At 65.8% G+C, this 25,054-nt stretch carries 25 protein-coding genes and 1 tRNA gene; 23 read left to right on the top strand and 3 right to left on the bottom strand.

What is annotated here, in order from left to right:
• Positions 1–68: 68 nt before the first annotated feature.
• A complete protein-coding gene (locus AC5Y4C_RS13130) occupies positions 69–248 on the top strand; it encodes a hypothetical protein (RefSeq protein ID WP_499965101.1) in 180 nt (59 codons plus the stop codon).
• 203 nt (positions 249–451) lie between these two features.
• Here the strand turns inward: AC5Y4C_RS13130 and AC5Y4C_RS13125 are convergent.
• Positions 452–524 (bottom strand) — tRNA-Arg (locus AC5Y4C_RS13125).
• 124 nt (positions 525–648) lie between these two features.
• On the opposite strand from AC5Y4C_RS13125, the gene argS reads away from it, so the two are divergent.
• From argS to rho, 6 genes are all read left to right on the top strand, one after another.
• A complete protein-coding gene (argS, locus tag AC5Y4C_RS13120; protein WP_499965100.1) occupies positions 649–2,301 on the top strand; it encodes an arginine--tRNA ligase in 1,653 nt (550 codons plus the stop codon).
• A gap of 35 nt (positions 2,302–2,336) precedes the next feature.
• On the top strand, positions 2,337–3,722 hold the full coding sequence (gene lysA / locus AC5Y4C_RS13115) for a diaminopimelate decarboxylase (RefSeq protein WP_499965136.1): 1,386 nt from the start codon (positions 2,337–2,339) through the stop codon (positions 3,720–3,722).
• Complete coding sequence (locus AC5Y4C_RS13110) at positions 3,719–5,044, top strand: homoserine dehydrogenase (protein ID WP_499965098.1); 1,326 nt, start codon at positions 3,719–3,721, stop codon at positions 5,042–5,044. The genes lysA and AC5Y4C_RS13110 overlap by 4 nt, the downstream gene beginning before the upstream one ends.
• Positions 5,041–6,123: a threonine synthase gene (gene thrC, locus AC5Y4C_RS13105; RefSeq protein WP_499912586.1), complete on the top strand. Its 1,083-nt coding sequence runs from the start codon at positions 5,041–5,043 to the stop codon at positions 6,121–6,123. Before AC5Y4C_RS13110 ends, thrC begins: the two co-directional genes overlap by 4 nt.
• Before the next feature lie 14 nt (positions 6,124–6,137).
• Positions 6,138–7,091, top strand: coding sequence for a homoserine kinase (gene thrB / locus AC5Y4C_RS13100; protein ID WP_499965096.1), 954 nt, complete (start codon positions 6,138–6,140; stop codon positions 7,089–7,091).
• A 341-nt stretch (positions 7,092–7,432) separates the two neighbouring features.
• Positions 7,433–9,202, top strand: a complete 1,770-nt coding sequence (gene rho, locus AC5Y4C_RS13095) for a transcription termination factor Rho (RefSeq protein WP_499965134.1) — start codon at positions 7,433–7,435, stop codon at positions 9,200–9,202.
• A 59-nt stretch (positions 9,203–9,261) separates the two neighbouring features.
• Here the strand turns inward: rho and AC5Y4C_RS13090 are convergent, their stop codons facing one another.
• Positions 9,262–9,714 carry a hypothetical protein gene (locus AC5Y4C_RS13090; protein WP_499912580.1) on the bottom strand — a complete coding sequence of 151 codons (453 nt, stop codon included), beginning with the start codon at positions 9,712–9,714 and terminating at the stop codon, positions 9,262–9,264.
• Between the two features lie 358 nt (positions 9,715–10,072).
• Here AC5Y4C_RS13090 and rpmE point away from each other — a divergent pair, with 358 nt between their 5' ends.
• The 15 genes from rpmE to AC5Y4C_RS13015 all read left to right on the top strand — a co-directional run bounded on the left by rpmE (position 10,073) and on the right by AC5Y4C_RS13015 (position 22,920).
• Entirely contained in the window at positions 10,073–10,315 is a 243-nt protein-coding gene (rpmE, locus tag AC5Y4C_RS13085) for a 50S ribosomal protein L31 (protein ID WP_499912578.1), read from the top strand.
• Between the two features lie 132 nt (positions 10,316–10,447).
• A complete protein-coding gene (gene prfA, locus AC5Y4C_RS13080) occupies positions 10,448–11,500 on the top strand; it encodes a peptide chain release factor 1 (RefSeq protein WP_499965132.1) in 1,053 nt (350 codons plus the stop codon).
• Entirely contained in the window at positions 11,497–12,348 is an 852-nt protein-coding gene (prmC, locus tag AC5Y4C_RS13075) for a peptide chain release factor N(5)-glutamine methyltransferase (RefSeq protein WP_499965094.1), read from the top strand. The genes prfA and prmC overlap by 4 nt, the downstream gene beginning before the upstream one ends.
• Entirely contained in the window at positions 12,345–12,998 is a 654-nt protein-coding gene (locus tag AC5Y4C_RS13070; protein WP_499912573.1) for an L-threonylcarbamoyladenylate synthase, read from the top strand. Before prmC ends, AC5Y4C_RS13070 begins: the two co-directional genes overlap by 4 nt.
• 32 nt (positions 12,999–13,030) lie before the next feature.
• Positions 13,031–14,230 carry a glycosyltransferase family 4 protein gene (locus AC5Y4C_RS13065; protein ID WP_499965092.1) on the top strand — a complete coding sequence of 400 codons (1,200 nt, stop codon included), beginning with the start codon at positions 13,031–13,033 and terminating at the stop codon, positions 14,228–14,230.
• A 235-nt stretch (positions 14,231–14,465) separates the two neighbouring features.
• Entirely contained in the window at positions 14,466–14,915 is a 450-nt protein-coding gene (locus tag AC5Y4C_RS13060) for an ATP synthase subunit I (protein ID WP_499965090.1), read from the top strand.
• A complete protein-coding gene (atpB, locus tag AC5Y4C_RS13055; protein ID WP_499912566.1) occupies positions 14,912–15,667 on the top strand; it encodes a F0F1 ATP synthase subunit A in 756 nt (251 codons plus the stop codon). Before AC5Y4C_RS13060 ends, atpB begins: the two co-directional genes overlap by 4 nt.
• Before the next feature lie 60 nt (positions 15,668–15,727).
• The gene (locus AC5Y4C_RS13050; RefSeq protein WP_499912564.1) at positions 15,728–15,982 is read left to right on the top strand and encodes a F0F1 ATP synthase subunit C; all 255 of its coding nucleotides are present in this window, start codon (positions 15,728–15,730) and stop codon (positions 15,980–15,982) included.
• A 9-nt stretch (positions 15,983–15,991) separates the two neighbouring features.
• Positions 15,992–16,501: a F0F1 ATP synthase subunit B gene (locus tag AC5Y4C_RS13045; protein WP_499912562.1), complete on the top strand. Its 510-nt coding sequence runs from the start codon at positions 15,992–15,994 to the stop codon at positions 16,499–16,501.
• Between the two features lie 2 nt (positions 16,502–16,503).
• A complete protein-coding gene (locus AC5Y4C_RS13040; protein ID WP_499965088.1) occupies positions 16,504–17,841 on the top strand; it encodes a F0F1 ATP synthase subunit B/delta in 1,338 nt (445 codons plus the stop codon).
• A 77-nt stretch (positions 17,842–17,918) separates the two neighbouring features.
• Positions 17,919–19,571, top strand: coding sequence for a F0F1 ATP synthase subunit alpha (gene atpA, locus AC5Y4C_RS13035; protein ID WP_499912558.1), 1,653 nt, complete (start codon positions 17,919–17,921; stop codon positions 19,569–19,571).
• Between the two features lie 4 nt (positions 19,572–19,575).
• Positions 19,576–20,499, top strand: a complete 924-nt coding sequence (locus tag AC5Y4C_RS13030; RefSeq protein ID WP_499912556.1) for a F0F1 ATP synthase subunit gamma — start codon at positions 19,576–19,578, stop codon at positions 20,497–20,499.
• A gap of 25 nt (positions 20,500–20,524) precedes the next feature.
• The gene (gene atpD / locus AC5Y4C_RS13025; RefSeq protein WP_499912553.1) at positions 20,525–22,090 is read left to right on the top strand and encodes a F0F1 ATP synthase subunit beta; all 1,566 of its coding nucleotides are present in this window, start codon (positions 20,525–20,527) and stop codon (positions 22,088–22,090) included.
• An 8-nt stretch (positions 22,091–22,098) separates the two neighbouring features.
• A complete protein-coding gene (locus AC5Y4C_RS13020; protein ID WP_499965086.1) occupies positions 22,099–22,464 on the top strand; it encodes a F0F1 ATP synthase subunit epsilon in 366 nt (121 codons plus the stop codon).
• Positions 22,465–22,476: 12 nt separating this feature from the next.
• The gene (locus AC5Y4C_RS13015; RefSeq protein ID WP_499912549.1) at positions 22,477–22,920 is read left to right on the top strand and encodes a DUF2550 domain-containing protein; all 444 of its coding nucleotides are present in this window, start codon (positions 22,477–22,479) and stop codon (positions 22,918–22,920) included.
• Between the two features lies 1 nt (position 22,921).
• On the opposite strand, the gene AC5Y4C_RS13010 is transcribed toward AC5Y4C_RS13015, so the two are convergent.
• Positions 22,922–23,500 carry a cob(I)yrinic acid a,c-diamide adenosyltransferase gene (locus AC5Y4C_RS13010; RefSeq protein ID WP_499912547.1) on the bottom strand — a complete coding sequence of 193 codons (579 nt, stop codon included), beginning with the start codon at positions 23,498–23,500 and terminating at the stop codon, positions 22,922–22,924.
• Positions 23,501–23,584: 84 nt separating this feature from the next.
• Between AC5Y4C_RS13010 and murA the strand changes: the two genes are divergently transcribed.
• Complete coding sequence (gene murA / locus AC5Y4C_RS13005) at positions 23,585–24,838, top strand: UDP-N-acetylglucosamine 1-carboxyvinyltransferase (protein WP_499965084.1); 1,254 nt, start codon at positions 23,585–23,587, stop codon at positions 24,836–24,838.
• Positions 24,839–25,054 lie beyond the last annotated feature (216 nt).

Raw genomic sequence — 25,054 nt, 5'->3', positions numbered from 1 at the left:
GAATCCGCCAAGAGCCGCGCTCGATTCTTTGTGTGTCAGCACGACAACCGACCCAAGGAGTGACACACATGATCAGCCAGATCCGCGCCATCGTCCATACCACCGCCGGTGCCGCCCTGCTGGCCTCCGGCCTGGGGCTTGCTGCGCTGAGCATCGCCCAGGCAGCGAACGCCGCACCTGTGCACCCGCCGCAGAGCGTGTGCTGGGAGACCTACAGTGACGGCAGCTACTTCTACTACTACTGCTAGATCGCGGTAACCATTCGCGAAACTCGAAGCCCTCGCGGTGTTGTCGCTACTAGGCGGGCATGTCCGTCCCCCGGGGAGCGGAGACAGAGCTGTGACTTGCAAGTCCCTAAGGACCTCGTCGGCCACACAGGCTACTTCAGTCGCAGCTGCGGTGGAGATTTTGCTGCCCGCCTCTTAGCGACATCGCCGCAGGTCAGAAAGGGTGCCCCCGGCAGGATTCGAACCTGCGGCCTTCTGCTCCGGAGGCAGACGCTCTATCCCCTGAGCTACGGGGGCGCATCGCCACGACTTCGCCGAGACGCTGCGCCGTTGGGCTCGCCCAGACTAGCGCATCGCGGCCGTCGCAAACCCATCGGAATGGATTCGGGCTGTAAACGCCCAGCCCATAGGATGGACCCTCGTGACCCCCGCCGACCTGGCCGCGCTGCTCAGGACCACCGCCGCAGCGGTGCTGGACCAGCATGGCCTCGATACGGCCGCGCTGCCCGCCACGGTCACAGTCGAGCGGCCGCGCAACCCCGAGCACGGTGACTACGCCACCAACCTGGCGCTTCAGCTCGGCAAGAAGGTCGGAGTCAACCCGCGCGAACTCGCCGGGTGGCTGGCGCAGCAGCTCGGCAACGTCGACGGCATCGCCTCCGCCGAGGTGGCTGGGCCCGGCTTCGTCAACCTGCGCATCGCCGCGTCGGCCCAGGGCGCGATCGTCAGCAACATCATCCAGGCCGGCCCAAACTACGGGCACGCCACGACACTCGACGGCCGCAAGATCAACCTCGAGTTCGTCTCCGCGAACCCCACCGGACCGATCCACATCGGCGGCACCCGCTGGGCCGCGGTCGGCGACGCGCTCGGCCGGCTGCTCTCCAGCCAGGGTGCCGACGTCACTCGCGAGTACTACTTCAACGACCACGGCGCACAGATCGACCGATTCACCCGCTCGCTGATCGCCGCGGCGAAAGGCCAGCCGACCCCCGAAGACGGCTATGCCGGCAGCTACATCCAAGAGATCGCCGCCCAAGTGCTCGAGAAAGCGCCCGACGCGCTGAGCCTGCCCGACGATCAGCAGCACGAGACGTTCCGGTCCATCGGCGTCGACCTGATGTTCAGCCACATCAAGCAGTCCCTGCACGACTTCGGCACCGACTTCGACGTCTACACGCACGAAGAGTCGATGCACACCAGCGGTCGCGTCGAGCAAGCCATCAAGAGGCTGCGCGAGACGGGCAACATCTACGAGAAAGACGGCGCAATCTGGTTGCGCACCACCGAATTCGGTGACGACAAAGACCGAGTCGTGATCAAGAGCGACGGCCAGCCGGCCTACATCGCCGCCGACCTCGCCTACTACCTCGACAAGCGGCAACGCGGCTTCGACCTCTGCATCTACATGCTCGGTGCGGATCACCACGGCTACATCGCGCGGCTCAAAGCAGCAGCCGCCGCGCTGGGCGACGACCCGGACACCGTCGAAGTGCTGATCGGCCAAATGGTGAACCTGGTCCGCGACGGGCAGCCGGTGCGCATGAGCAAGCGCGCCGGCACCGTCATCACGCTCGACGACCTGGTCGAAGCCATCGGCGTGGACGCCGCCCGCTACTCGCTGATCCGCAGCTCCGTGGACACGCCCATCGACATCGACCTGGCTCTATGGTCGAGCGCCTCGAACGAAAACCCGGTCTACTACGTGCAATACGCGCACGCCCGGCTCTCGGCACTGGCGCGAAACGCCGCCGAACTCGGCCTGCAAGCCGACACCGGTCACCTTCACCTGCTCGCGCACGACCGCGAAGGCACGCTGATCCGCAGCCTCGGCGAATTCCCGCGCGTCCTCAAAACGGCTGCTGCACAACGCGAACCGCATCGCATCAGCCGTTACCTGGAGGATCTGGCCGGCGACTACCACCGCTTCTACGACACTTGCCGAGTTCTGCCCCAGGGCGACGAGCCGCCCACCGAACTGCACGCCGCCCGGCTGGCGCTGTGCCAGGCCACGCGCCAAGTCATCGCCAACGGCCTCGACATTCTCGGTGTCACCGCTCCGGAGCGCATGTGATCGCCCATCCGGCCGGACCTCGCCACGCGGAGGAAGTGCACCCTGCGGCCGCCCCGCCGAAGCCGCAGACCGCCGAGGAGCTGCTGGCACTCGCGCCGAACGTCTGGCCGCGCAACGTCTTTCGCGGCGACGACGGGGTGGTTCGGGTGGCCGGCGTGCCCGTCACCGATCTCGCCCGCGAGTTCGGCACCCCGTTGTTCGTGATCGACGAGGACGACTTCCGCGGCCGTTGTCGCGCGATGGTCGCCGCGTTCGGTGGCGGGGAGAACGTCCACTACGCCGCAAAAGCGTTCCTCTGCACCGAGATTGCGCGCTGGATCGCCGACGAAGGGCTCTGTCTGGACGTGTGCTCCGGCGGCGAGCTCGCCGTCGCCCTGCAGGCCGGCTTTCCGCCATCGCGAATCGCGTTCCACGGCAACAACAAATCAGTCGGCGAGCTGAGCGCCGCCGTACGGGCGGGCATCGGTCACGTCGTGGTGGATTCCATCGCCGAGATCGATCGGCTGAACGCGATCGCCGGTGAGCAAGGCACCGTTCAGGATGTACTGGTCCGCGTCACGGTCGGGGTCGAGGCCCACACCCACGAATTCATCTCCACCGCGCACGAGGACCAAAAGTTCGGGCTGTCGCTTGCCGGCGGCGAAGCGATGGCGGCCATTCGCCATGTCTTCGCGGCCGACCATCTGCGGCTGGTTGGCCTGCACAGTCACATCGGCTCGCAGATATTCGACGTCGCCGGCTTCGAGCTGGCGGCACACCGCGTGATCGGACTGTTGCGTGACGTCGTCGCCGAATTCGGAGTGGCCAAGACATCGCAGATCTCCGCGATCGATCTCGGTGGCGGCCTTGGCATTTCCTATCTTCCGCACGACGACCCGCCACCCGTCGAGGATCTCGCCGCCAAGCTGTCCGGCATCGTGCGCCACGAGTCAGCGGCCGCGGGGCTTCCTGAACCGCGGCTGATCGTCGAACCCGGCCGCGCGATCGCCGGGCCCGGCACCATCACGCTGTACGAAGTCGGAACGGTCAAAGACGTTGCGGTCACACCGCACGCAAACCGGCGCTACGTCAGCGTCGACGGCGGAATGAGCGACAACATCCGCACCGCGCTGTACGGTGCCGAGTACGACGTGCGGTTGGTGTCCCGCACCAGCGATCGACCCGCGGTCCTCGCGCGCATCGTCGGAAAGCATTGCGAGAGCGGCGATATCGTCGTCCGCGACACGTGGGTCAATGACGACGTGCAACCGGGCGATCTGCTGGGGGTCGCGGCGACGGGCGCGTACTGCTATTCCATGTCCAGCCGTTACAACATGATCTGCCGACCGGCTGTCGTGGCCGTGCGCGATCGGCGAGCCCGCCTGATCCTGCGCCGGGAGACGGTCGACGATCTACTGAGTTTGGAGGTGACCACCGGATGACAGGCGACGAAAAGCCCGTAGGCGTAGCCGTGCTCGGGTTGGGCAATGTGGGCAGCCAGGTGGTGCGAATCATCAACGACAGCGCCGCCGATCTGGCCGCCCGCATCGGTGCCCCACTGGAGCTTCGCGGCGTCGGCGTCCGCCGGGTCGCCCCTGACCGGGGCGTTCCGGTGGAGTTGCTCACCAGCGACATCGACGAGTTGGTGTCGCGCGACGACGTCGACATCGTCGTCGAACTGATGGGACCGGTCGATCCTGCGCACAAAGCCATTCTCGGCGCGTTGGAACGCGGCAAGTCCGTGGTCACTGCCAACAAAGCGCTACTGGCGCAGTCGACCGGCGAACTGGCGCAGGCCGCCGAGCGAGCACATGTCGACCTGTACTTCGAAGCCGCCGTCGCGGGCGCCATCCCGGTGATCCGCCCGCTGACGCAGTCGCTGGCCGGTGATTCCGTGCTGCGAGTGGCCGGCATCGTCAACGGCACCACGAATTACATCCTGTCCGAAATGGACTCCACCGGAGCCGATTACACAACCGCGCTTGCCGACGCGAGTGCGTTGGGCTACGCCGAGGCCGATCCCACCGCCGACGTCGAAGGCTATGACGCCGCCGCGAAGGCTGCGATTTTGGCGTCCATCGCCTTCCACACCCGCGTCTCGGCCGACGACGTCTACCGGGAGGGCATCACCAAAGTCACTCCCGCCGACTTCACCTCGGCGCGCGCCCTGGGCCGCACCATCAAACTGCTGTCGATATGTGAGCGGATCACCGGAGACCATGGGCAGCAACGGGTTTCGGCCCGGGTATACCCAGCCCTGGTGCCGCTGAGCCATCCTCTCGCGGCAGTGAACGGCGCATTCAACGCGGTGGTCGTGGAAGCGGAAGCTGCTGGACGCGTGATGTTCTACGGCCAAGGTGCCGGCGGCACGCCCACGGCGTCGGCAGTCATGGGCGACGTGGTGATGGCGGCTCGCAACCGCGTGCAGGGCGGTCGCGGCCCGCGTGAGTCGAAGTACGCCAAGCTGGCCATCGCGCCGATGGGCATGATCGTCACCCGCTACTACGTCAGCATGAACGTGGCCGACCGACCCGGTGTATTGGCCGCCGTGGCAGCCGAATTCGCGAAGCACGAGGTGAGCATCGCCGAGGTCCGCCAGGAGGGCGTGGTCAGCCAAGAAGGTCAGAGAGTCGGCGCGCGGCTGGTGGTCGTCACCCACGAAGCCACCGATGCCGCGCTGTCGGACACCGTCACCGCGCTGGCCGGGCTGGACGTGGTGCAGAATGTCGCGAGCGTGCTGCGGTTGGAGGGAAACAGCGAATGACCGCGACGGAATCAACGGTGCATCAGCCCTGGCCGGGGGTGATCGGCGCGTATCGTGACCGCCTGCCGGTGGCCGCCGACTGGACGGCAGTCACCCTGCTCGAGGGTGGCACTCCGCTGGTGTTCGCGCCGAGATTGTCCGAAATGACCGGCTGCACAGTGCATCTCAAGGTAGAGGGCGCCAACCCCACGGGCTCGTTCAAGGACCGCGGCATGACCATGGCGGTCACCGACGCCCTCGCGCGGGGTCAGCAGGCGGTGCTGTGCGCGTCGACGGGCAACACCTCGGCGTCCGCGGCGGCGTACGCAGCACGCGGTGGTATCACCTGCGCGGTGCTGATTCCCCAGGGCAAGATCGCGATGGGCAAGCTCGCCCAGGCAGTCATGCATGGCGCCAAGATCATCCAGGTCGACGGAAACTTCGACGACTGCCTCGAACTGGCTCGCAAGACCACCGCCGACTTCCCGACGGTCGCGCTGGTGAACTCCGTGAATCCGGTCCGCATCGAAGGGCAGAAGACCGCCGCGTTCGAGATCGTCGACGTGCTGGGCACCGCGCCTGACGTGCATTCCCTACCGGTGGGCAATGCGGGCAACATCACCGCGTACTGGCGCGGCTACACCGAGTACCACCGCGACGGACGCAGCGACAGGCTGCCCCGGATGCTGGGCACGCAAGCCGCCGGTGCGGCACCGCTGGTGCACGGCGAACCCGTCAAGAATCCCGAGACGATCGCGACCGCGATCCGGATCGGCTCCCCGGCATCGTGGGGACCCGCGGTCGAAGCCCAGCAGCAGTCCGGTGGCCGGTTTCTGGCGGCCACGGACGACGAGATCCTGGCCGCGTACCACCTCGTCGCATCCAGCGAGGGCGTGTTCGTCGAACCGGCATCGGCGGCCAGCATCGCGGGCCTGCTCAAGTCGGTGGAAGACGGCTGGGTCCGTAAAGGGTCCACGGTGGTGTGCACAGTGACCGGCAACGGCCTCAAGGATCCCGACACCGCCCTGAAAGGCATCCCGCCGGTATCGCCGATTCCGGTCGACCCCACTGCGGTCGTCGAAAAGCTGGGCTTGGTCTAGATGGAGTCGCCACCGTGACATCCGCTCTTCCGGCCGGATTGACGGCCAGTGCCGTGGTTGCGGCGTCCTCTGCGAATCTCGGCCCGGGATTCGACAGTCTCGGTCTGGCGCTCAATATGTACGACGAAATCGTCGTCACGACACGGGAATCCGGGCTTCAGGTCGAGGTGGAGGGCGAAGGAGCCGGACACGTTCCGCTGACGCGTGAGCACCTGGTGGTGCGCGCCGTGGAGCGCGGGCTCGCGGCCGCCGGCGTCACGGCTGCCGGACTTGTGGTGCGCTGCCGCAACGACATTCCGCATTCGCGTGGGCTCGGGTCCTCGGCGGCCGCGGTGGTCGGCGGGCTCGCGGTTGCGAATGGTCTTGTCGCACAAGCGGGTTGGCCATCGATGAGCAGCGGCCAGCTGATCCAGCTCGCTTCGGAGGCCGAAGGGCATCCCGACAACGCCTCAGCTGCCGTACTGGGCGGCGCAGTGGTGTCGTGGACGGAAAACGACGGCGATACCGACAAATACTCGGCCGTGCCGTTGCGGCTGCACCCCGATATCCGCATCTTCACCGCGATTCCCGAGGAGCGGTCGCTTACCGCCGCAACCCGGGTGCTGCTTCCAGGCCACGTCAGCCACGAGGACGCCCGCTTCAACGCCAGCCGGGTCGCGCTGTTGGTTGTCGCGTTGACCGAACGACCGGATCTACTGTTCACCGCGACCGATGACGTGCTGCACCAACCGCACCGCGCCTCCGCGATGCCGAGGTCGTGGGAATACCTGCGAGTGCTGCGGCGTTGCGGTGTTGCGGCGGCGCTCTCAGGAGCTGGACCAGCGGTTATCGCGCTGACTACGCGGTCTGAGTTGCCCGCCGAAGCCCTCGAGTTCGGTTTGGCCAACGACTTCACTGTCCGTGAGATGTCGGTCGGGGAGGGGGTGCGATGGACTTCAGACGTCGTGGCACCTCGCCTGCCGCGATGACAAACACAGTGGCCGACGCCTAGTGGCGTTTCTTGCTTCCGCCCCGGAAGCGGGTTATCCTCGGTGCCGTCCAGCAATCGCAGCTTCTACCTGCGCCGACAGTAGGACGACCACCAATTCTTCTCGGGGAATGACGGTTCGCCCGACAGCTGCGAACCGATGCGATCACCGTTGCAACTACAGCGGTGGGACATAAGCACCCAGCGGATCGCTGAGTGCAACGAACCCCTCGTATGGCGAAACTGCGAGGGAAAGAAAGGACATCCGTGACCGATACGGACCTCATAGCGGCTGACAGTGGCGCCGAACACCCAGAGTTGCCCACCACCGTGACAGCCGAAATCTCGAACTCCGCGCCCGCCGAAGCGCCGACGCGTGACGTCAAGACTGACGGTGGACTGGCCACGATGGTGCTGCCGGAATTGCGCGCACTGGCCAACGAGGTCGGCGTCAAGGGCACCTCGGGCATGCGTAAGAGCGAGTTGATCGCCGCCATCCGCGAGCACCGCGGAGAGTCAATCAGCAAGGGCCGCAACGGCGATGCCTCGGCCACCGAGGCTGCCGCGGGGCAGGCGGCAGATAACGCCGTCGACAAGTCAGTCGAGAAGGCGCCCGCCAAGACCGCCGACGGCGCCCAGAGCGGCAGCGAGGAGACCGGGACACCTGCCACCGGTGACGCGGCCAAGTCCGATCAGGCCGATCAGGCTGAGGCCGACGGTGCTGCCAAGACCGCCGGCGATACCAAGCCCGACACTCGCCAACGCGGCGACCAAGCGCAAGGCGACCAGGGCCGCAGCGATCAAGCGCAAGGCGACCAGGGCCGCGGCGACCAAGCCCGCGGCGACGACGACGGCGAAGGCCGACAGGGCCGTCGCGGCCGTCGGTTCCGGGACCGCAGGCGGCGCGAACGCGGTGCCGAAGGCGGCGGCGGCGAAACCGAATTGCGCGACGACGACGTCGTCCAGCCGGTCGCCGGCATCCTCGACGTGCTCGACAACTACGCGTTCGTCCGCACTTCCGGGTACCTCGCCGGCCCCAACGACGTGTACGTCTCGATGAACATGGTCCGCAAGAACGGTCTGCGCCGAGGCGATCACATCACCGGCGCAGTGCGTCTTCCCAAAGACGGCGAGCAGCCCAACCAGCGGCAAAAGTTCAATCCGCTGGTGCGCATCGATACTGTCAACGGCGGCCCGGTCGAGGACGCCAGGAAGCGCCCCGAGTTCGGCAAGCTGACCCCGCTGTATCCGAACCAGCGGCTGCGCCTTGAGACCACCCAAGACCGGCTGACCACCCGGGTCATCGACCTGATCATGCCGATCGGCAAGGGCCAGCGTGCGCTGATCGTGTCGCCGCCCAAGGCCGGCAAGACCACGGTGCTGCAGGACATCGCGAACGCGATCACGCGCAACAACCCCGAATGCCACCTGATGGTGGTGCTGGTCGACGAGCGGCCCGAGGAAGTCACCGACATGCAACGCTCGGTGAAGGGCGAGGTCATCGCCTCGACGTTCGACCGTCCGCCGTCCGATCACACATCGGTCGCCGAGCTGGCTATCGAGCGCGCGAAGCGCCTCGTCGAGCAGGGCAAAGACGTGATCGTGCTGCTCGACTCGATCACCCGATTGGGCCGTGCGTACAACAATGCGTCGCCCGCGTCCGGCCGGATCCTGTCCGGCGGCGTCGACTCGACCGCGCTGTATCCGCCGAAGCGGTTCCTCGGCGCGGCCCGAAACATCGAAGAGGGTGGCTCGCTGACGATCATCGCGACCGCGATGGTGGAGACCGGCTCGACGGGCGACACCGTGATCTTCGAAGAGTTCAAGGGCACCGGCAACGCCGAGCTCAAGCTCGACCGCAAGATCGCCGAGCGCCGGGTGTTCCCGGCCGTCGACGTGCACCCGTCCGGCACCCGCAAAGACGAGTTGCTGCTGTCCCCGGACGAGTTCGCGATCGTGCACAAGCTACGCCGGGTGCTGTCGGGTTTGGACTCGCACCAAGCCATCGACCTGCTGATCTCGCAGCTGCGGAAGACCAAGAACAACTACGAGTTCCTGATGCAGGTGTCCAAGAACGCGCCTGGGCCGGTCAACGAAGAATTCGCCTCCTAACGGAGACGACGGAAAACGGCCGCCTTGCGGTGACGCAAGACGGCCGTTTCCTCTGCTGGCTAGTAGCCCTGGATGCCCACGATCGGGATCCATACTCCGAAGAGCCAGATTCCCCAGCCGTGGAAGCCGTCATCCCACACCGGGGTGGCGGTGTAGCCCCAGTAGTTGATCGGGTGCGGATCCACCCACGGCGGCGGGCCGGACCATTGCGCAGGTGGCGGTGGCCCCCAGAATCCCCACGGCGGCAGATCGTCGTCACGCCACCATTTGCCGGGACGGCCCCGCCACCAATCGGCGCTGCCGACCGTCCAGTCTCTGTTGCCCTTGTCCCAATTCCAGTTCTCACCGCGGTTGCGACCCGGCCCGGGCCAGCAGTCGTCGTCGTGACCACATTGACCCGGCTTGGCCGGCATCACCGGTGAGGCAGCCGCCACCGCGGCCCCCGCGCCGAGAGCACCGGCAGACAGCGCGCTGGTCAAAGTCACCGCTGCCAAAACCTTCTTCACCCTCATCTATCACTCCTATTGCGACCGGCGAACTTCGAATCGCCCCGACCGGTCCGAAGCTGGCACCTTTGTTGTCAAACTCTTCGACGGCCGCGCCGACAATCGGCCGCTGTGCCGAAGAGACGGGCGCCTCACCGCGCCATTGCCGTGAGACAGACCCACGACCCCCTAACGCATTCATCGGCCGAGGCCATCCGGCCGTTACCGCAGGAATCGTCGACGCCGGAATAGCGCCTGGCACCCAGGCGTTTCGCGTGAGTGGCGGTTGAGCTGGCATAATCGACCGTCGACACCTCGGTTCCGGTTCACGTCTGACAACTCACGTCTGACCAGGCGACCCGGGTCCACGATTGAAGAGGACACCATGAAATCGGGTATTCACCCTGACTACGTCGAGACCACTGTGCACTGTGGCTGCGGCAACACGTTCACCACGCGCAGCACCAAGAAGAGCGGACAGATCGTCGTCGAGGTCTGCTCTCAGTGCCACCCGTTCTACACCGGCAAGCAGAAGATCCTCGACAGCGGCGGCCGCGTGGCGCGGTTCGAGAAGCGTTACGGCAAGCGCAAGAACGCCTCCGCGCAATCGGCCGACGCCGACAAATAGCTGTTCGTCCGACGCCCGATCTGTCGCCCCTGAGCGCGGAACGGGCGTCGGCTCGCGTTCGGGAGAAGTTCAGAACCGGTCCGGGAGGTGACACAGGTGGCGCACACCAGCGCTGACACCGGCGCGCCCGCGATCGACGCGTTGCTGGCCGAGCATGCCGAACTCGAGCGTCGCCTGTCCGACCCTGAACTGCACGCCGACCCCGGTGCGGCCCGCAAGGCCGGACGCCGGTTCGCGCAGTTGGCGCCGATCGTTGCGACGTACCGCAAGCTGACCGTTGCGCGCGGCGACCTCGAAGCTGCGCGCGAGCTGGCCGCCGACGACGAGTCGTTCGCCGACGAGGTGGTGCAACTGCAAGCGCAGGTCGACGAACTCGACACCCAGCTGACCGACATGCTGGCCCCGCGCGATCCGCACGACCCCGACGACATTCTGCTCGAGGTCAAATCCGGTGAGGGCGGTGAAGAGTCCGCTCTGTTCGCCGCAGACCTCGCCCGCATGTACATCCGCTACGCCGAGCGCCACGGCTGGACCGTGACGGTCCTCGACCAGACGACGTCCGACCTCGGCGGCTACAAGGACGCGACGCTGGCCATCTCCAGCAAGGGTGATTCACCCGACGGAGTCTGGTCGCGGCTGAAGTTCGAGGGCGGCGTGCACCGTGTGCAACGGGTGCCAGTCACCGAATCCCAGGGCCGCGTGCACACCTCCGCCGCCGGGGTGCTGGTCTACCCGGAGCCCGAGGAAGTCGGTCAGGTGCAGATCGACGAGTCAGACCTGCGCATCGACGTCTACCGGTCCTCGGGCAAAGGCGGCCAGGGCGTCAATACGACCGACTCGGCCGTGCGGATCACCCACTTGCCCACCGGCATCGTCGTCACCTGCCAAAACGAGCGCTCCCAGTTGCAGAACAAGACCCGCGCGCTGCAGGTGCTGGCCGCCCGGCTGCAGGCGCTGGCCGAGGAGCAGGCCCTGGCCGACGCCTCCGCCGACCGGGCCAGCCAGATCCGCACGGTGGATCGAAGCGAGCGGATCCGCACCTACAACTTCCCGGAGAACCGGATCACCGATCACCGCATCGGGTACAAGGCGCACAACCTCGACCAGGTTCTCGACGGCGACCTCGACGCACTGTTCGACGCACTTGCCGCCGCCGACAAGCAGTCCCGCTTGCAGCAGGCATGATGGCGCGACTGCGACAGGCGATCGACGAGGCCACACGCAGGCTCACCGAGGCTGGAGTGGCCTCCGCGCGCGTCGAGGCCGAGGAACTTGCGGCGCACGTCGCGCGCACCACTCGCGGCCGGTTGCCACTGCTCGACACCGTCGCCGACGGGTTCTTCGAGTGCTACCGGCAAGCCGTCACTGCTCGCGCCAAGCGAATTCCGTTGCAGCACATCACCGGAACGGCGTCGTTCGGACCGCTGACACTGACGGTCGGTCCGGGCGTGTTCATCCCGCGACCCGAAACCGAAGCGCTTTTGGAATGGGCGATGGCGCAACAATTTTCGGATGCAAGCCCCGTGATCGTCGACGTGTGCACCGGCTCCGGGGCGCTTGCCGCAGCGCTCGCCCGTCACAGTCCGTCCGCCCGGGTGATCGGCGTCGACATCTCGGTCGACGCCTTGGGCTACGCGCGCCGCAACACGAGGGGGACGTCCGTCGAACTGCGTCGCGGCGACGTGCGGGATCCGCTGCTCTTCGACGATCTCGACGGCCGCGTCGATCTGCTCGTCGCGAACCCACCGTATCTGCCCGACGGCGTTGCGCTGGAACCCGAAGTGGCCGAACATGATCCGCCGCAGGCGCTGTTCGGTGGACCCGACGGGCTGTCGATCATCGAGGCCATTGTGGTGCTGGCCGGGCGATGGTTGCGCGAAGGCGCGCCGTTCGCGGTCGAGCACGACGACGCCGCGTCGACGGCCGTCGTCGCAATGCTGGAGGGCACCAATATGTTCGACGAGGTGACGCCTCGTCGGGACTTCGGCGGGAGACCGCGGTTTGTCACCGCACGCAGGAAGGCCGCGTCATGAGTCAGACGTTCGATTGCGCCGACGAGACGCAGCGCGCCGACGGTCTCGCCGCCGCCGCCAACGCGGTCAAGAGCGGTCGCCTGGTGGTGCTGCCCACCGACACGGTGTACGGCGTCGGCGCCGATGCGTTCGACCCCGCCGCGGTCGCTGCGTTGTTGGCGGCGAAGGGCCGCGGCCGCGACATGCCCGTGCCGGTGCTGGTTGGTTCCTGGCAGACCATCGACGGGTTGGCGTTCGCTGTACCCGACGCGGCGCGGGAGCTGATCCGCGCGTTCTGGCCGGGCGCGCTGAGCATCGTCGTGCAACAGGCGCCGTCCCTGCACTGGGATCTCGGCGAAGCCCGTGGCACCGTGATGGTTCGCATGCCGCTACACCCCGTCGCGATCGAGCTGCTGCGCGACGTCGGCCCGATGGCGGTGTCGAGCGCGAACATCTCCGGCCGGCCACCGGCGGTCACCGCTGAGGAAGCGCGGTCGCAACTCGGCGATTCGATCGAGGTGTACCTGGACGCGGGCCCCGCGGTGCAGCAGGCGGCGTCGACGATCGTCGACCTCACCGGACCGACTCCGCGCATCCTGCGCGAGGGGCCGGTGCGAGCGGACGAGATCGCCGACGTTCTGGGCATCGACGCCGCGACCCTTCAGAGGTGAGTCGGGTGGCGCGCTAGCGGATCGGTCTCAGCTTGGTGCAGTACGGTTTTCCGGTGATCACGGCAGCCGGCACCGTGCTCGCCCTCGCCGAGCGAGGCGCGGGTGTTCCGTTGCGGGAGCTGGCTCTTGTCGGACTGACCGCAGCGATCATCACGTATTTCTGCACCGACGGCGTCCGCATGCTCGCTACCCGGCTAGGTGCCGTTGCCTACCCGCGGGAACGTGACGTCCACGTCCAGCCGACGCCACGCATGGGCGGGCTGGCCATGTACATCGGCGTGCTGGCCGCCGTGCTGCTGGCTTCCCAGCTGCCTGCGCTCACCCGCGGGTTCGTGTACTCCTCGGGGATGCCCGCCGTCCTCGTGGCCGGCGGGATCATCATGGGCATCGGGCTGATCGACGACCGGTGGGGACTGGACGCGCTGACCAAGTTCGCCGGCCAGATCACCGCTGCCAGTGTGCTTGTCACGATGGGCGTGGCATGGAGCGTGCTCTACATCCCGCTCGGGGGAGTCGGCACGATCGTGCTGGACCAGGTGTCGTCGATCCTGCTGACGCTGGCGCTCACGGTCGCCATCGTCAACGCGATGAACTTCGTCGACGGGCTCGACGGATTGGCTGCCGGCCTCGGGCTCATCACGGCATTGGCCATCTGCGTCTTCTCTGTGGGATTGCTGCGCGACCACGGCGGCGACGTGTTGTTCTACCCGCCCGCGGTGATTTCCGTGGTGCTCGCCGGCGCATGCCTGGGGTTCTTGCCGCACAACTTTCACCGGGCGCGCATCTTTATGGGTGACTCCGGGTCGATGCTGATCGGGCTGATGCTGGCCGCTGCGTCCACCACGGCCGCGGGCCCCATCTCACAGAACGCCTACGGGGCCCGCGACGTGTTCGTTCTGCTGTCGCCGTTTCTGCTCGTGGTCGCGGTGATGTTCGTGCCGATGCTCGACCTGCTGCTGGCGATCGTGCGCCGCACCCGCGCCGGCCGCAGCGCGTTCAGCCCCGACAAGATGCACTTGCACCATCGTCTGCTGCAGATCGGCCACTCGCACCGGCGGGTCGTGCTACTGATCTACCTGTGGGTGGGGATCGTCGCGTTCGGCGCCGCGAGCACGATTTTCTTCGACCCGCGCTACACCGGCGGAGTCATGTTGGCGGCCATCGTCGTTGCGATCGTAGTGACGGTGATACCGCTTCTGCGGCGCGGCGACGAGCTGTACGACGACGAGTAGTAGGGGCCGGTTTTGGGCTTCCTACCATGTGGTACGGTGCTGGTAGAACCCGGAAGTACCACCGCGGGTTGCCGGCCCCCCGGGCCGTCGGAGCGGACTTCGATGACCCGAGAACGACCGACATAGGGAGAAGCCCCTTGGGTGATTCCAGCGCGCCCGTCGCCCTCCGATACGCTCGGCGGGTCCACTGGGAATCGTCCAGGCATCTGTCAGACACGCGGGATTGAGGTAGCAAGTGACGACGCCAGCGCAGAACGCGCCGTTGGTGTTTCCCTCCGTTGCGTTCCGCCCGCTCCGGCTGCTGTTGATCTGCCTTGCGCTGACCGCCGTGGCGGTGGCCGCGGCCGCGTCGCTGGATCACGCGTCGTTCGGAGTGTTCCTCGGGATCGGTCTGGCTCTGGGTTTGCTCAACGCTGTGCTGGTGCAGCGGTCGGTGGAGTCCGTCACCGCCGAAGCTCATCCGCTCAAGCGCAAGATGGCGCTCAATTCCGCCACCCGTCTTCTGGTCATCACGGTCATCGGTCTGGTCATCGCGTTCGTCTTCCGGCCCGCCGGCTTGGGTGTGGTGTTCGGGCTCGCCCTGTTCCAGGTGCTGCTGGTTTTGACGACGGCGTTGCCGGTCATGAAGGCACTTCGTAAAGAGGGCTCGCAAGCCGCAGGTGAAGGGAGGGACACGACGTCATGACCGAGGCCATCCTCGCCGAGGGGTCGATCGAAGTCGGTCACCACGAGACCGCCAAGTGGTTCGGCCTGACCGTCAACACCGACACCATCTTGGCCACCGCAGTGGCTGCGGTCATTGTGCTTGGTTTGGCGTTCTACCTGCGTGCCAAGGTCACGTCGTCCGGCGTGCCGAACGGGGTTCAGCTGTTCTTCGAAGCCATCACCGTTCAGATGCGCAACCAGATCGAGACCACGATCGGTCTGCGCATCGCACCGTTCGTGCTGCCGCTCGCAGTGACGCTGTTCGTCTTCATCCTGATCGCGAACTGGCTCTCGGTGCTGCCGGTTCAGTACTCCAAGGACGGCAAGCCGCACGAACTACTCGCTCCACCCGCCTCGGACATCAACTTCGTGTTGGCTTTGGCGCTGTTCGTGTTCATCTGTTACCACGCCGCCGGAATCTGGCGGCGCGGCATCCTCGGACACCCGGCCCGGCTGCTCAAGGGGCACGTCGTCTTCCTGGCTCCGATCAACCTCGTCGAGGAGCTCGCCAAGCCAATCTCGTTGTCCCTGCGACTTTTTGGCAACATCTTCGCGGGCGGCATCCTGGTCGCGCTGATCGCCTTGTTCCCGCCCTACATCATGTGGGCGCCGAACGCGATCTGGAAGAGTTTCGACTTGTTCGTCGGCGCTATTCAGGCGTTCATCTTCGCGCTGCTGACCATCCTGTACTTCAGCCAATCCATGGAACTCGAGGACGAGCACCATGACTAGGCGCCCGAACTTGTCCGCAAATCCTGGTGGAAGCGCCACCAGCTAATTAGGAGGATATGAATGGCTGCTCTAGATCCCACAGTCGCCGCCGGCGCTCTCATCGGCGGTGGGTTGATCATGGCCGGCGGCGCAATCGGCGCCGGTATCGGTGACGGCGTCGCCGGTAACGCACTGATCTCCGGCATCGCGCGGCAACCAGAGGCGCAGGGCCGGCTTTTCACACCGTTCTTCATCACGGTGGGTCTGGTCGAGGCGGCCTACTTCATCAACCTGGCGTTCATGGCCTTGTTCGTGTTCGCCACCCCGGTCAAGTAGTCCCCCGAAATGCGCGAGGGGACCATGACGTTGCTTGCGGCTGAGGAAGGCGGTCAGCAGAACTTCCTCGTACCGAACGGCACGTTTTTCGTCGTGCTGATCATCTTCTTGATCGTGCTCGGCGTCATCGGCACATTCGTCGTCCCGCCCATCATGCGGGTGCTGCACGAACGCGATGAGATGGTCACCCGAACCATGCGGGACAACCGCGAAGCGGACAAGCAGTTCGCCGCCGCCGACGACGACTACCGGGCCGCCATGGCGGAGGCCCGCCGGGAGGCGTCGGGAATCCGCGATGAGGCACGTGCAGAAGGCCGCAGGATCCTCGAAGACATGAAGGCGCGCGTCTCCGAAGAGTCGGCATCGGCGCTGCAGAAGGCCAGCGAGGAACTCAAGGCGCAGGCCGACGCAATCTCTGCCGATCTTCGATCCTCGATGGAAAGTCTCGCGGCGACGTTGGCCAGCCGCGTACTCGGGGTCGACGTCGGTACCGAAGCATCCGCGAAGGCCAGGCGGTAGACATGTCGACCTTCATCGGGCAGCTGATCGGCTTCGCCGTCATCGCATTTTTGTTGTGGCGCTACGTCATTCCACCGGTGCGCCGGCTCATGACCGACCGCCAGGAGGCAGTGCGCAAGCAACTGGAAGACAGTGCCGCAGCCGAAAAGCGCCTCCAGGAAGCCAAGCAGGCGCACGACAGGGCTTTACAGGAGGCCGAAGAAGAAGCCAAGCGGGTGATCGAAGACGCCCGCGCGGACGCGAAGAGCATCGCCGAACAGCTGCGCGCACAAGCCGACGCCGAGGTGGAGCGCGTCAAAGTGCAAGGCCAGCAACACGTTCAGCTGCTCCGGGCTCAGTTCATCCGGCAGTTGCGCCAAGATCTCGGCGCCGAGGCCGTGGCGAGGGCCGACGAACTCGTGCGCGAGCATGTCTCCGATGCGGACGCCAGGTCGGCCACCGTCGACCGGTTCCTGGACGAGCTGGACGCGATGGCGCCGTCGAGCATCAGCATCGACGACCCCGCGACGGCCAAGCTGCGCTCCGGCAGCCGTGAAGCGCTCAACTCCTTGCTCGAGCGTTTCGACGAGGTGACCGGCGACTTGGACGAGTCGCAATTGGCAGACTTGGCCGGCGATTTGGCTGCGGTGACAAAACTTTTGAACCGCGAGGCGATCCTGACCAGGCATCTGGCCGACCCGTCGAGTGATCCCGAACCCAAAGTGCGGCTGCTCGAGTCGGTGCTGCGAGGCAAAGTCGATGACGCCGCGCTGCAGATCCTCGGCGCGGCAGTCTCCGGACGCTGGTCGTCGGATGCGAATCTGGTGGACGGAGTCGAGCACGTCGCACGGTTGGCGCTTTTGGTCAGCGCCGAGCGCGGCGGTCACGCCGACGAGGTCGAAGAGCAACTCTTCTGGTTCGGCCGCATTCTCGACGCCGAGCCGCAATTGGAGACCCTGCTCAGCGATTACACCCGCCCAGCCGACGGGCGAGTCGGGCTGCTCAAAGACGTGCTCGGCCGTGGCCGTGACGTGAACCCCACCACCGCGGCCCTGTTGGAACAGACGGTGGACCTGCTGCGCGGAGGCCGCGCCGACGAAGCCGTTGCCGCGCTGGCGCAGATGGCGGTTGCCCGACATGGCGAAGTCGTGGCGCATATCAAGGCCGCGGCCGAACTCAGCGACGCCCAGCGCGAGCGCCTGACACAGGTGCTCAGCCGTATCTACGGGCATCCCGTCTCCGTGCAGCTGGAGGTCGATCCGCAGCTGCTCGGGGGTCTGGCGGTGTCCATCGGCAACGAGGTGATCGACGGGACGTTGTCGTCGCGGCTCGCCGCAGCCCGCAATCGACTGCCGGACTGAATTCGAATGACAGCAACAGACATACGTACACAAAGACGACAAGCCACCACGAGCGCTTGCGCGAAGAGGAGAACCTGATGGCAGAGTTGACGATTTCGCCCGACGACATCCAGGGTGCAATCGAGGAGTACGTCTCCAGCTTCACCGCGGAAACGGCGCGCGAGGAGGTCGGCACGGTCATCGACGCCGGCGACGGCATCGCGCACGTCGAGGGTCTGCCGTCGGTGATGACGCAGGAGCTGCTCGAGTTCGAAGGCGGCGTCCTCGGGGTTGCGTTGAACCTCGACGAGCATGAGATCGGCGCGGTCATCCTCGGCGACTTCGAGAAGATCCAAGAGGGTCAGCAGGTCAAGCGCACCGGTGAGGTGCTGTCGGTCCCGGTCGGCGACGGCTTCCTGGGCCGGGTGATCAACCCGCTCGGCCAGCCGATCGACGGGCGCGGCGACATCGAGTCCGACGAGCGCCGGGCCTTGGAGCTGCAGGCTCCGTCGGTCGTGCAGCGCCAGAGCGTCAAGGAGCCGCTGCAGACGGGCATCAAGGCCATCGACTCGATGACCCCGATCGGCCGCGGCCAGCGCCAGCTGATCATCGGCGACCGCAAGACCGGTAAGACCGCGATCTGCGTCGACACCATCCTCAACCAGCGTCAGAACTGGGAGACCGGTGACGAGAAGCAGCAGGTCCGTTGCGTATACGTCGCGATCGGCCAGAAGGGCACCACGATCGCCAGCGTCCACAATGCGCTCGAAGAGGGCGGCGCGATGGACTACACGACCATCGTCGCGGCGCCGGCATCCGAGTCGGCGGGCTTCAAATGGCTTGCGCCGTACACCGGTTCGGCGATCGGCCAGCACTGGATGTACCAGGGCAAGCATGTGCTGATCGTGTTCGACGACCTGTCGAAGCAGGCCGAGGCCTATCGCGCGATCTCGCTGCTGTTGCGCCGTCCGCCGGGGCGCGAAGCTTATCCCGGCGACGTGTTCTACCTGCACTCCCGGCTGCTGGAACGGTGCGCGAAGCTCTCCGACGAGATGGGTGGCGGGTCGCTGACGGGCCTGCCGATCATCGAGACCAAGGCCAACGACATCTCGGCCTACATCCCCACCAACGTCATCTCGATCACCGACGGCCAGTGCTTCCTGGAGAGCGACCTGTTCAATCAGGGTGTGCGCCCGGCGATCAACGTCGGCGTCTCGGTGTCGCGCGTCGGTGGTGCCGCGCAGATCAAGGCGATGAAGGATGTCGCCGGCTCGCTACGGCTGGATCTGTCGCAGTACCGCGAGCTGGAGTCCTTCGCGGCGTTCGCGTCTGACCTGGACGAGAACACCAAAAAGCAGCTCGACCGCGGTGAGCGACTGGTCGAACTGCTCAAGCAGCCGCAGCATCATCCGATGCCAGTGGAAGAGCAAGTGGTCGCGATCTTCCTTGGGACACAAGGACATTTGGACTCGGTGCCGGTGGCCGACGTCGGGCGCTTCGAAACCGAGTTCCTCGACCACCTGCGCGGCGATCAGGACGGGATTCTCAAGGAGATTCGCGAATCGAAGGCGATGTCCGACGACATCAGCAAGAAGCTCGAAGAAGCCGTCAATCAATTCAAGAAGGGCTTCTCGACGTCGGATGGCAGTTCGATCGTGCCCGACGAACACGTCGAAGCGATGGACGAGTCCGAGGAACAAAAGGAATCGGTGAAGGTGCGCAAGCCGGCTCCGCCGCAGAAGAAGAGCTAGGTAGATGGCTGCCACACTTCGCGAACTTCGCGGCCGGATCCGCTCGGCCGGGTCGATCAAGAAGATCACCAAGGCTCAGGAGATGATCGCGACGTCGCGCATCGCCAAAGCGCAGGCGCGCGTCGAGGCGGCCCGGCCGTACAACGCCGAGATCACCACCATGCTGACGAACCTCGCCGACGAATCGGCATTGGATCATCCTCTGCTGGTCGAGCGGGAGAATCCGCGGCGCGCAGGCGTGTTGGTGGTGTCCTCGGACCGCGGTCTGTGCGGCGCGTACAACGCCAACGTCTTCCGGCGGTCAGAGGAGTTGTTCGCGCTTCTCCGAGAGGAGGGCAAGACTCCGGTTCTCTATGTAGTCGGCCGGAAGGCATTGAGCTACTACAGCTTCCGCAACTGGGACATCAAGGAGTCGTGGACCGGTTTCTCGGAGAAGCCGGATTACGAGAACGCCAAGGAAATCGCGTCGACGTTGGTTGACGCGTTCAACGCCGGCGCAGACGACGAGGGCGACGAACCGGGACCCGACAACGTTCTCGGTGTCGACGAATTGCACCTCGTGTTCACCGAATTCAAGACCATGATGTCGCAGGAGGCGGTCGCTTACCGCATCGCCCCGATGGTCGTGGAGTACACGGAGGAAGAGTCGGGACCGCGGACACTGTTCTCGTTCGAGCCTGACGCCGAGACGTTGTTCGACGCACTGTTGCCGCGCTACGTCACCACCCGCATTTTCGCGGCCCTCCTCGAGTCGGCGGCCTCGGAGTCGGCGTCGCGGCGGCGTGCGATGAAGTCGGCCAGCGACAATGCCGACGACCTCATCAGGGACCTGACGTTGCAGGCCAACCGCGAGCGGCAAGCACAGATCACCCAGGAAATCAGTGAAATCGTAGGCGGCGCAAACGCTTTGGCGGATGCCGCGCAATAGGACCCATTAGGAAAGCGGAGAACCCATGACTGCAACCGCAGAGCGCGACACAGAAAAGAAGGACAAGAAGGACACCAACGGCCGGGTGGTGCGGGTAGCCGGGCCGGTGGTGGACGTCGAGTTTCCGCGCGGCGCCGTGCCGGAGTTGTTCAACGCGCTGCACGCCGAGATCACCTTCGAGGATTTGGCGAAGAAGCTGACGCTGGAGGTGGAACAGCACCTCGGCGACAACCTGGTCCGCTGCATTTCCCTGCAGCCCACCGACGGCCTCGTCCGAGGGGTGGAAGTGATCAACACCGGCGCATCGATCGCGGTGCCGGTGGGCGACGGCACCAAGGGGCACGTCTGGAACGCCCTGGGCGACTGCCTCGACGACACGGAGTACGGCAAGGACCTGGACCGCTGGCCGATCCACCGCAAGCCGCCGAAGTTCGATGAACTCGAGCCCCGTACCGAGATGCTCGAAACGGGCCTGAAAGTCATCGACCTGCTCACGCCCTATGTCCGCGGCGGCAAGATCGCTTTGTTCGGCGGCGCCGGCGTCGGTAAGACGGTGCTGATCCAGGAGATGATCAACCGCATCGCGCGGAATTTCGGTGGCACATCGGTGTTCGCCGGCGTGGGCGAGCGCACGCGCGAGGGCAACGACCTGTGGGTCGAACTCGGTGAAGCCAATGTGCTCAAGGACACCGCGCTGGTGTTCGGGCAGATGGACGAACCGCCCGGCACTCGTATGCGCGTGGCGTTGTCGGCACTGACTATGGCCGAGTACTTCCGCGACGAGCAGGAACAGGACGTGTTGTTGTTCATCGACAACATCTTCCGGTTCACGCAGGCCGGTTCGGAGGTCTCGACGCTGCTGGGTCGTATGCCGTCAGCGGTCGGTTACCAGCCGACACTGGCCGACGAGATGGGTGAGCTGCAGGAGCGGATCACCTCGACGCGTGGCCGCTCGATCACCTCGATGCAGGCGGTGTACGTGCCGGCCGACGACTACACCGACCCCGCGCCCGCCACGACGTTCGCCCACCTCGACGCCACCACGGAGCTCAGCCGGGATGTGTTCTCGAAGGGCATTTTCCCCGCGGTCGATCCGCTTGCGTCCAGCTCGACGATTCTCGACGCGAACATCGTCGGTGACGAGCACTATGCCGTGGCGCAGGAAGTGATCCGAATCCTGCAGCGCTACAAGGACCTTCAGGACATCATCGCGATTCTCGGTATCGACGAGCTGTCCGAGGAAGACAAGCAGCTGGTGAACCGGGCACGTCGGATCGAGCGGTTCCTGTCGCAGAACATGATGGCCGCCGAGCAATTCACCGGCAAACCAGGTTCGACGGTTCCTCTCAAGGAGACCATCGATGCGTTCGACCGGCTGACCAAGGGCGAATTCGACCACCTGCCCGAGCAGGCGTTCTTCCTCATCGGTGGCCTCGAGGACCTCGAGCAGAAGGCGGAGAGCCTGGGCGTCAAGCTCGACGAGTCCAAGGACGACGGTGCGCCGACCAAGTCCGGCAAGGGCGAGGACGGAAGCGATTCCGGCAAGGACGATTCCGGCGACGAGGGCGACGGCGACAAGAATGACGAGTAGGCGCTGACATGGCCGACATGGATGTCAGTATCGTCGCGGTGGAGCGCGAGATCTGGTCGGGCAAGGGCACTTTCGTGTTCACCCGGACCACGACCGGCGAGATCGGAATCATGCCGCGGCACATCCCGTTGGTGGCGCAGCTCGTCGATGACGCGATGGTGCGCGTGGAGCGCGACGGCGAAGACGACCTCCGCATCGCGGTCGACGGTGGCTTCATGTCCGTGACGGACGACGGCGTCATCATCCTGGCCGAGTCGGCGGAGTTCGACTCGGAGATCAATGCCGACCAAGCCCGAAGCGACGCAGACTCCGACGATCCCAGTGTCGCCGCGCGTGGGCGCGCGAGACTGCGGGCGCTCGGCGAAATCGACTAGGAGCCGCCGCCGGTGAGCGCGTCGATGGCAATCATGGTCGCGCTCGTTGCCATGTTGCTGCTTGCCGTTCTCGCGCTGACGTACCGGCTGTGGAAACTTCGCCAGGGCGGGACCGCCGCGATTCTGCGCGACATTCCCGCTGTCGGCGGCCACGGCTGGCGACACGGTGTCATTCGATACCGCGGCGGCGAGGCGGGCTTCTACAGGTTGTCCAGTCTGCGGTTGTGGCCGGACCGCCGGCTCAGCCGCCGTGGCATCGAGATCGTGTCGCGTCGGGCCCCCCGCGATGACGAATTCGACATCATGACCGCCGAGACCGCGGTGTTGGAGTTGCGCGATACCGCCCAGGATCGGCGGCGCGGTTACGAAGTGGCGCTCGATCGGGGCGCTCTCACCGCGTTCCTGTCGTGGCTCGAGTCGAGGCCTTCGCCCCGCGCACAACGGCGGTCCGTGTAATCTATTGCGGCTCTTGACCGCCCGGCTGCCACAGCACATCCCCGTCGGGGTTGGCGATCCGGGACAGGATGAACAGGAGATCGGAGAGCCGGTTGAGGTATTTCGCCGGCAGGACGCTCATGGTGTCGGAATGTTGTTGTAGCGCAGCCCAAGCCGATCGCTCAGCGCGCCGCGTGACCGTGCGTGCCACATGCAGGAGGGCTGACAGTGCCGAGCCGCCCGGAAGGATGAACGAATTGAGCGCCGGAAGCGACTCGTTGTAGTGGTCGCACCAGCTTTCGAGCCGTTGAATGTACGCCTCGGTGATCCGCAGGGGTGGGTATTTCGGGTTCTCTTCCACGGGCGTCGACAAGTCCGCCCCCGCGTCGAACAGGTCGTTTTGTATCTGGCGCAACACCTGCGCGAGTTGCTCATCCGGCGAACCCAACGCAATCGCTGCTCCGATCGCCGCGTTCGCTTCGTCGCAGTCCGCGTAAGCCACCAGCCGCGGGTCGTTCTTGCTCACCCGCGAAAAGTCGCTCAAGCCGGTGGTGCCGTCGTCACCGGTTCGCGTATAGATCCGAGTCAGGTGAACTGCCATGGCCAAACCGTACCCGCCAGACGGACGCCAGATGTGTGCGCTCCTTGCGTCCACTCGGCTGGCGCGCTGTCTACACTAACCCGCGTGAGCGAGCGCTTTGTGGTGACCGGCGGCAACCGGTTATCGGGGGAAGTGGCCGTCACCGGCGCCAAAAACAGCGTGCTCAAGCTGATGGCTGCAGCTCTTTTGGCCGAAGGCACCAGCACGATCACCAACTGCCCCGACATTCTCGATGTTCCCTTGATGGCAGAGGTGCTGCGGGGCTTGGGCGCGACCGTGGAGCTCGACGGCTCCGTGGTTCGTGTGACGTCTCCCGACGAACTCAAGTACGACGCCGATTTCGCTGCGGTCCGCCAATTTCGCGCCTCGGTGTGCGTGCTGGGACCACTGGTCGGACGATGCAAGAAAGCGCGAGTCGCGCTGCCGGGCGGCGATGCGATCGGCTCTCGGCCACTTGACATGCACCAAGCCGGATTACGGCAACTCGGGGCCAATTGCAACATCGAACACGGCTGTGTGGTGGCCTCGGCAGAACACCTGCACGGGGCCGAGATCCAGCTCGAGTTCCCGTCCGTCGGTGCCACCGAAAACATCTTGATGGCGGCGGTGCTCGCCGAAGGCGTGACGACGATCCACAACGCGGCCCGTGAGCCGGACGTCGTCGACCTCTGCACGATGCTCAGCCAGATGGGCGCCGACATCGAAGGCGCGGGCACGTCGACGTTGACGATCACCGGTGTCGACCGTCTCTATCCCACCGAGCACCGCGTGATCGGTGACCGGATCGTGGCGGCCACCTGGGGGATCGCGGCGGCGATGACACGCGGCGACATCTCGGTTACCGGTGTCGATCCCGCACATCTTCAACTGGTGTTGCACAAGCTGCATGCGGCCGGAGCCACAGTGACCCAGCATGACAACGGATTTCGCGTGGTGCAGTATGAGCGGCCGAAGGCCATCAACGTGGCGACACTGCCGTTCCCCGGGTTCCCCACCGATCTGCAGCCGCTGGCCATCGGCTTGGCGGCGATCGCGGACGGCACGTCGATGATCACCGAGAACGTCTTCGAGGCGCGCTTCCGGTTCGTGGAAGAGATGATCCGGCTCGGCGCCGACGCGCGCACGGACGGCCACCACGCTGTCGTGCGCGGCATCCCGCAACTGTCCAGTGCGCCGGTCTGGGCATCGGACATCCGGGCCGGCGCCGGGTTGGTGCTGGCCGGCCTGGTGGCCGACGGAGACACCGAGGTTCACGACGTCTTCCACATCGACCGCGGGTATCCGCTGTTCGTCGAGAACCTCAAGAGCCTCGGTGCCGAGATCGAGCGGGTCTCGTAACAGACACGAGTCGATGGCCGGCCGACTGTGCTCGGACGGGTGAGCAGCGGTAGACTCGGTGACCGGCAGACCGTCGCGCGTTCAGCCAGCGGTTTGACCAGCTCTGCGAAACTGAGTACAGTGGCAGGGTTGCCTGTTGAACGGGTGTGTTGTTTGAGAACTCAATAGTGTGTTTGGTGGTTTTTGTTTGTTGTTTTTGTTTTGCCATGCCTGCGC

Source organism: Mycobacterium sp. NGS35 (assembly GCF_059812855.1).
This window is presented reverse-complemented; position numbering and strand designations above follow the sequence as displayed.

Excerpts from the sequence above, each read along its gene's own strand:
- AC5Y4C_RS13020 (WP_499965086.1), top strand. The coding sequence starts at position 22,099 with ATGGCCGACATGGATGTCAGTATCGTCGCGGTGGAGCGCGAGATCTGG.
- AC5Y4C_RS13045 (WP_499912562.1), top strand. The coding sequence starts at position 15,992 with ATGCGCGAGGGGACCATGACGTTGCTTGCGGCTGAGGAAGGCGGTCAG.
- thrC (WP_499912586.1), top strand. The coding sequence starts at position 5,041 with ATGACCGCGACGGAATCAACGGTGCATCAGCCCTGGCCGGGGGTGATC.
- AC5Y4C_RS13110 (WP_499965098.1), top strand. The coding sequence starts at position 3,719 with ATGACAGGCGACGAAAAGCCCGTAGGCGTAGCCGTGCTCGGGTTGGGC.
- AC5Y4C_RS13090 (WP_499912580.1), bottom strand. The coding sequence starts at position 9,714 with ATGAGGGTGAAGAAGGTTTTGGCAGCGGTGACTTTGACCAGCGCGCTG.
- atpB (WP_499912566.1), top strand. The coding sequence starts at position 14,912 with ATGACCGAGGCCATCCTCGCCGAGGGGTCGATCGAAGTCGGTCACCAC.
- AC5Y4C_RS13050 (WP_499912564.1), top strand. The coding sequence starts at position 15,728 with ATGGCTGCTCTAGATCCCACAGTCGCCGCCGGCGCTCTCATCGGCGGT.
- AC5Y4C_RS13010 (WP_499912547.1), bottom strand. The coding sequence starts at position 23,500 with ATGGCAGTTCACCTGACTCGGATCTATACGCGAACCGGTGACGACGGC.
- prmC (WP_499965094.1), top strand. The coding sequence starts at position 11,497 with ATGATGGCGCGACTGCGACAGGCGATCGACGAGGCCACACGCAGGCTC.
- rpmE (WP_499912578.1), top strand. The coding sequence starts at position 10,073 with ATGAAATCGGGTATTCACCCTGACTACGTCGAGACCACTGTGCACTGT.
- AC5Y4C_RS13040 (WP_499965088.1), top strand. The coding sequence starts at position 16,504 with ATGTCGACCTTCATCGGGCAGCTGATCGGCTTCGCCGTCATCGCATTT.
- AC5Y4C_RS13130 (WP_499965101.1), top strand. The coding sequence starts at position 69 with ATGATCAGCCAGATCCGCGCCATCGTCCATACCACCGCCGGTGCCGCC.
- AC5Y4C_RS13070 (WP_499912573.1), top strand. The coding sequence starts at position 12,345 with ATGAGTCAGACGTTCGATTGCGCCGACGAGACGCAGCGCGCCGACGGT.
- atpD (WP_499912553.1), top strand. The coding sequence starts at position 20,525 with ATGACTGCAACCGCAGAGCGCGACACAGAAAAGAAGGACAAGAAGGAC.
- AC5Y4C_RS13030 (WP_499912556.1), top strand. The coding sequence starts at position 19,576 with ATGGCTGCCACACTTCGCGAACTTCGCGGCCGGATCCGCTCGGCCGGG.
- atpA (WP_499912558.1), top strand. The coding sequence starts at position 17,919 with ATGGCAGAGTTGACGATTTCGCCCGACGACATCCAGGGTGCAATCGAG.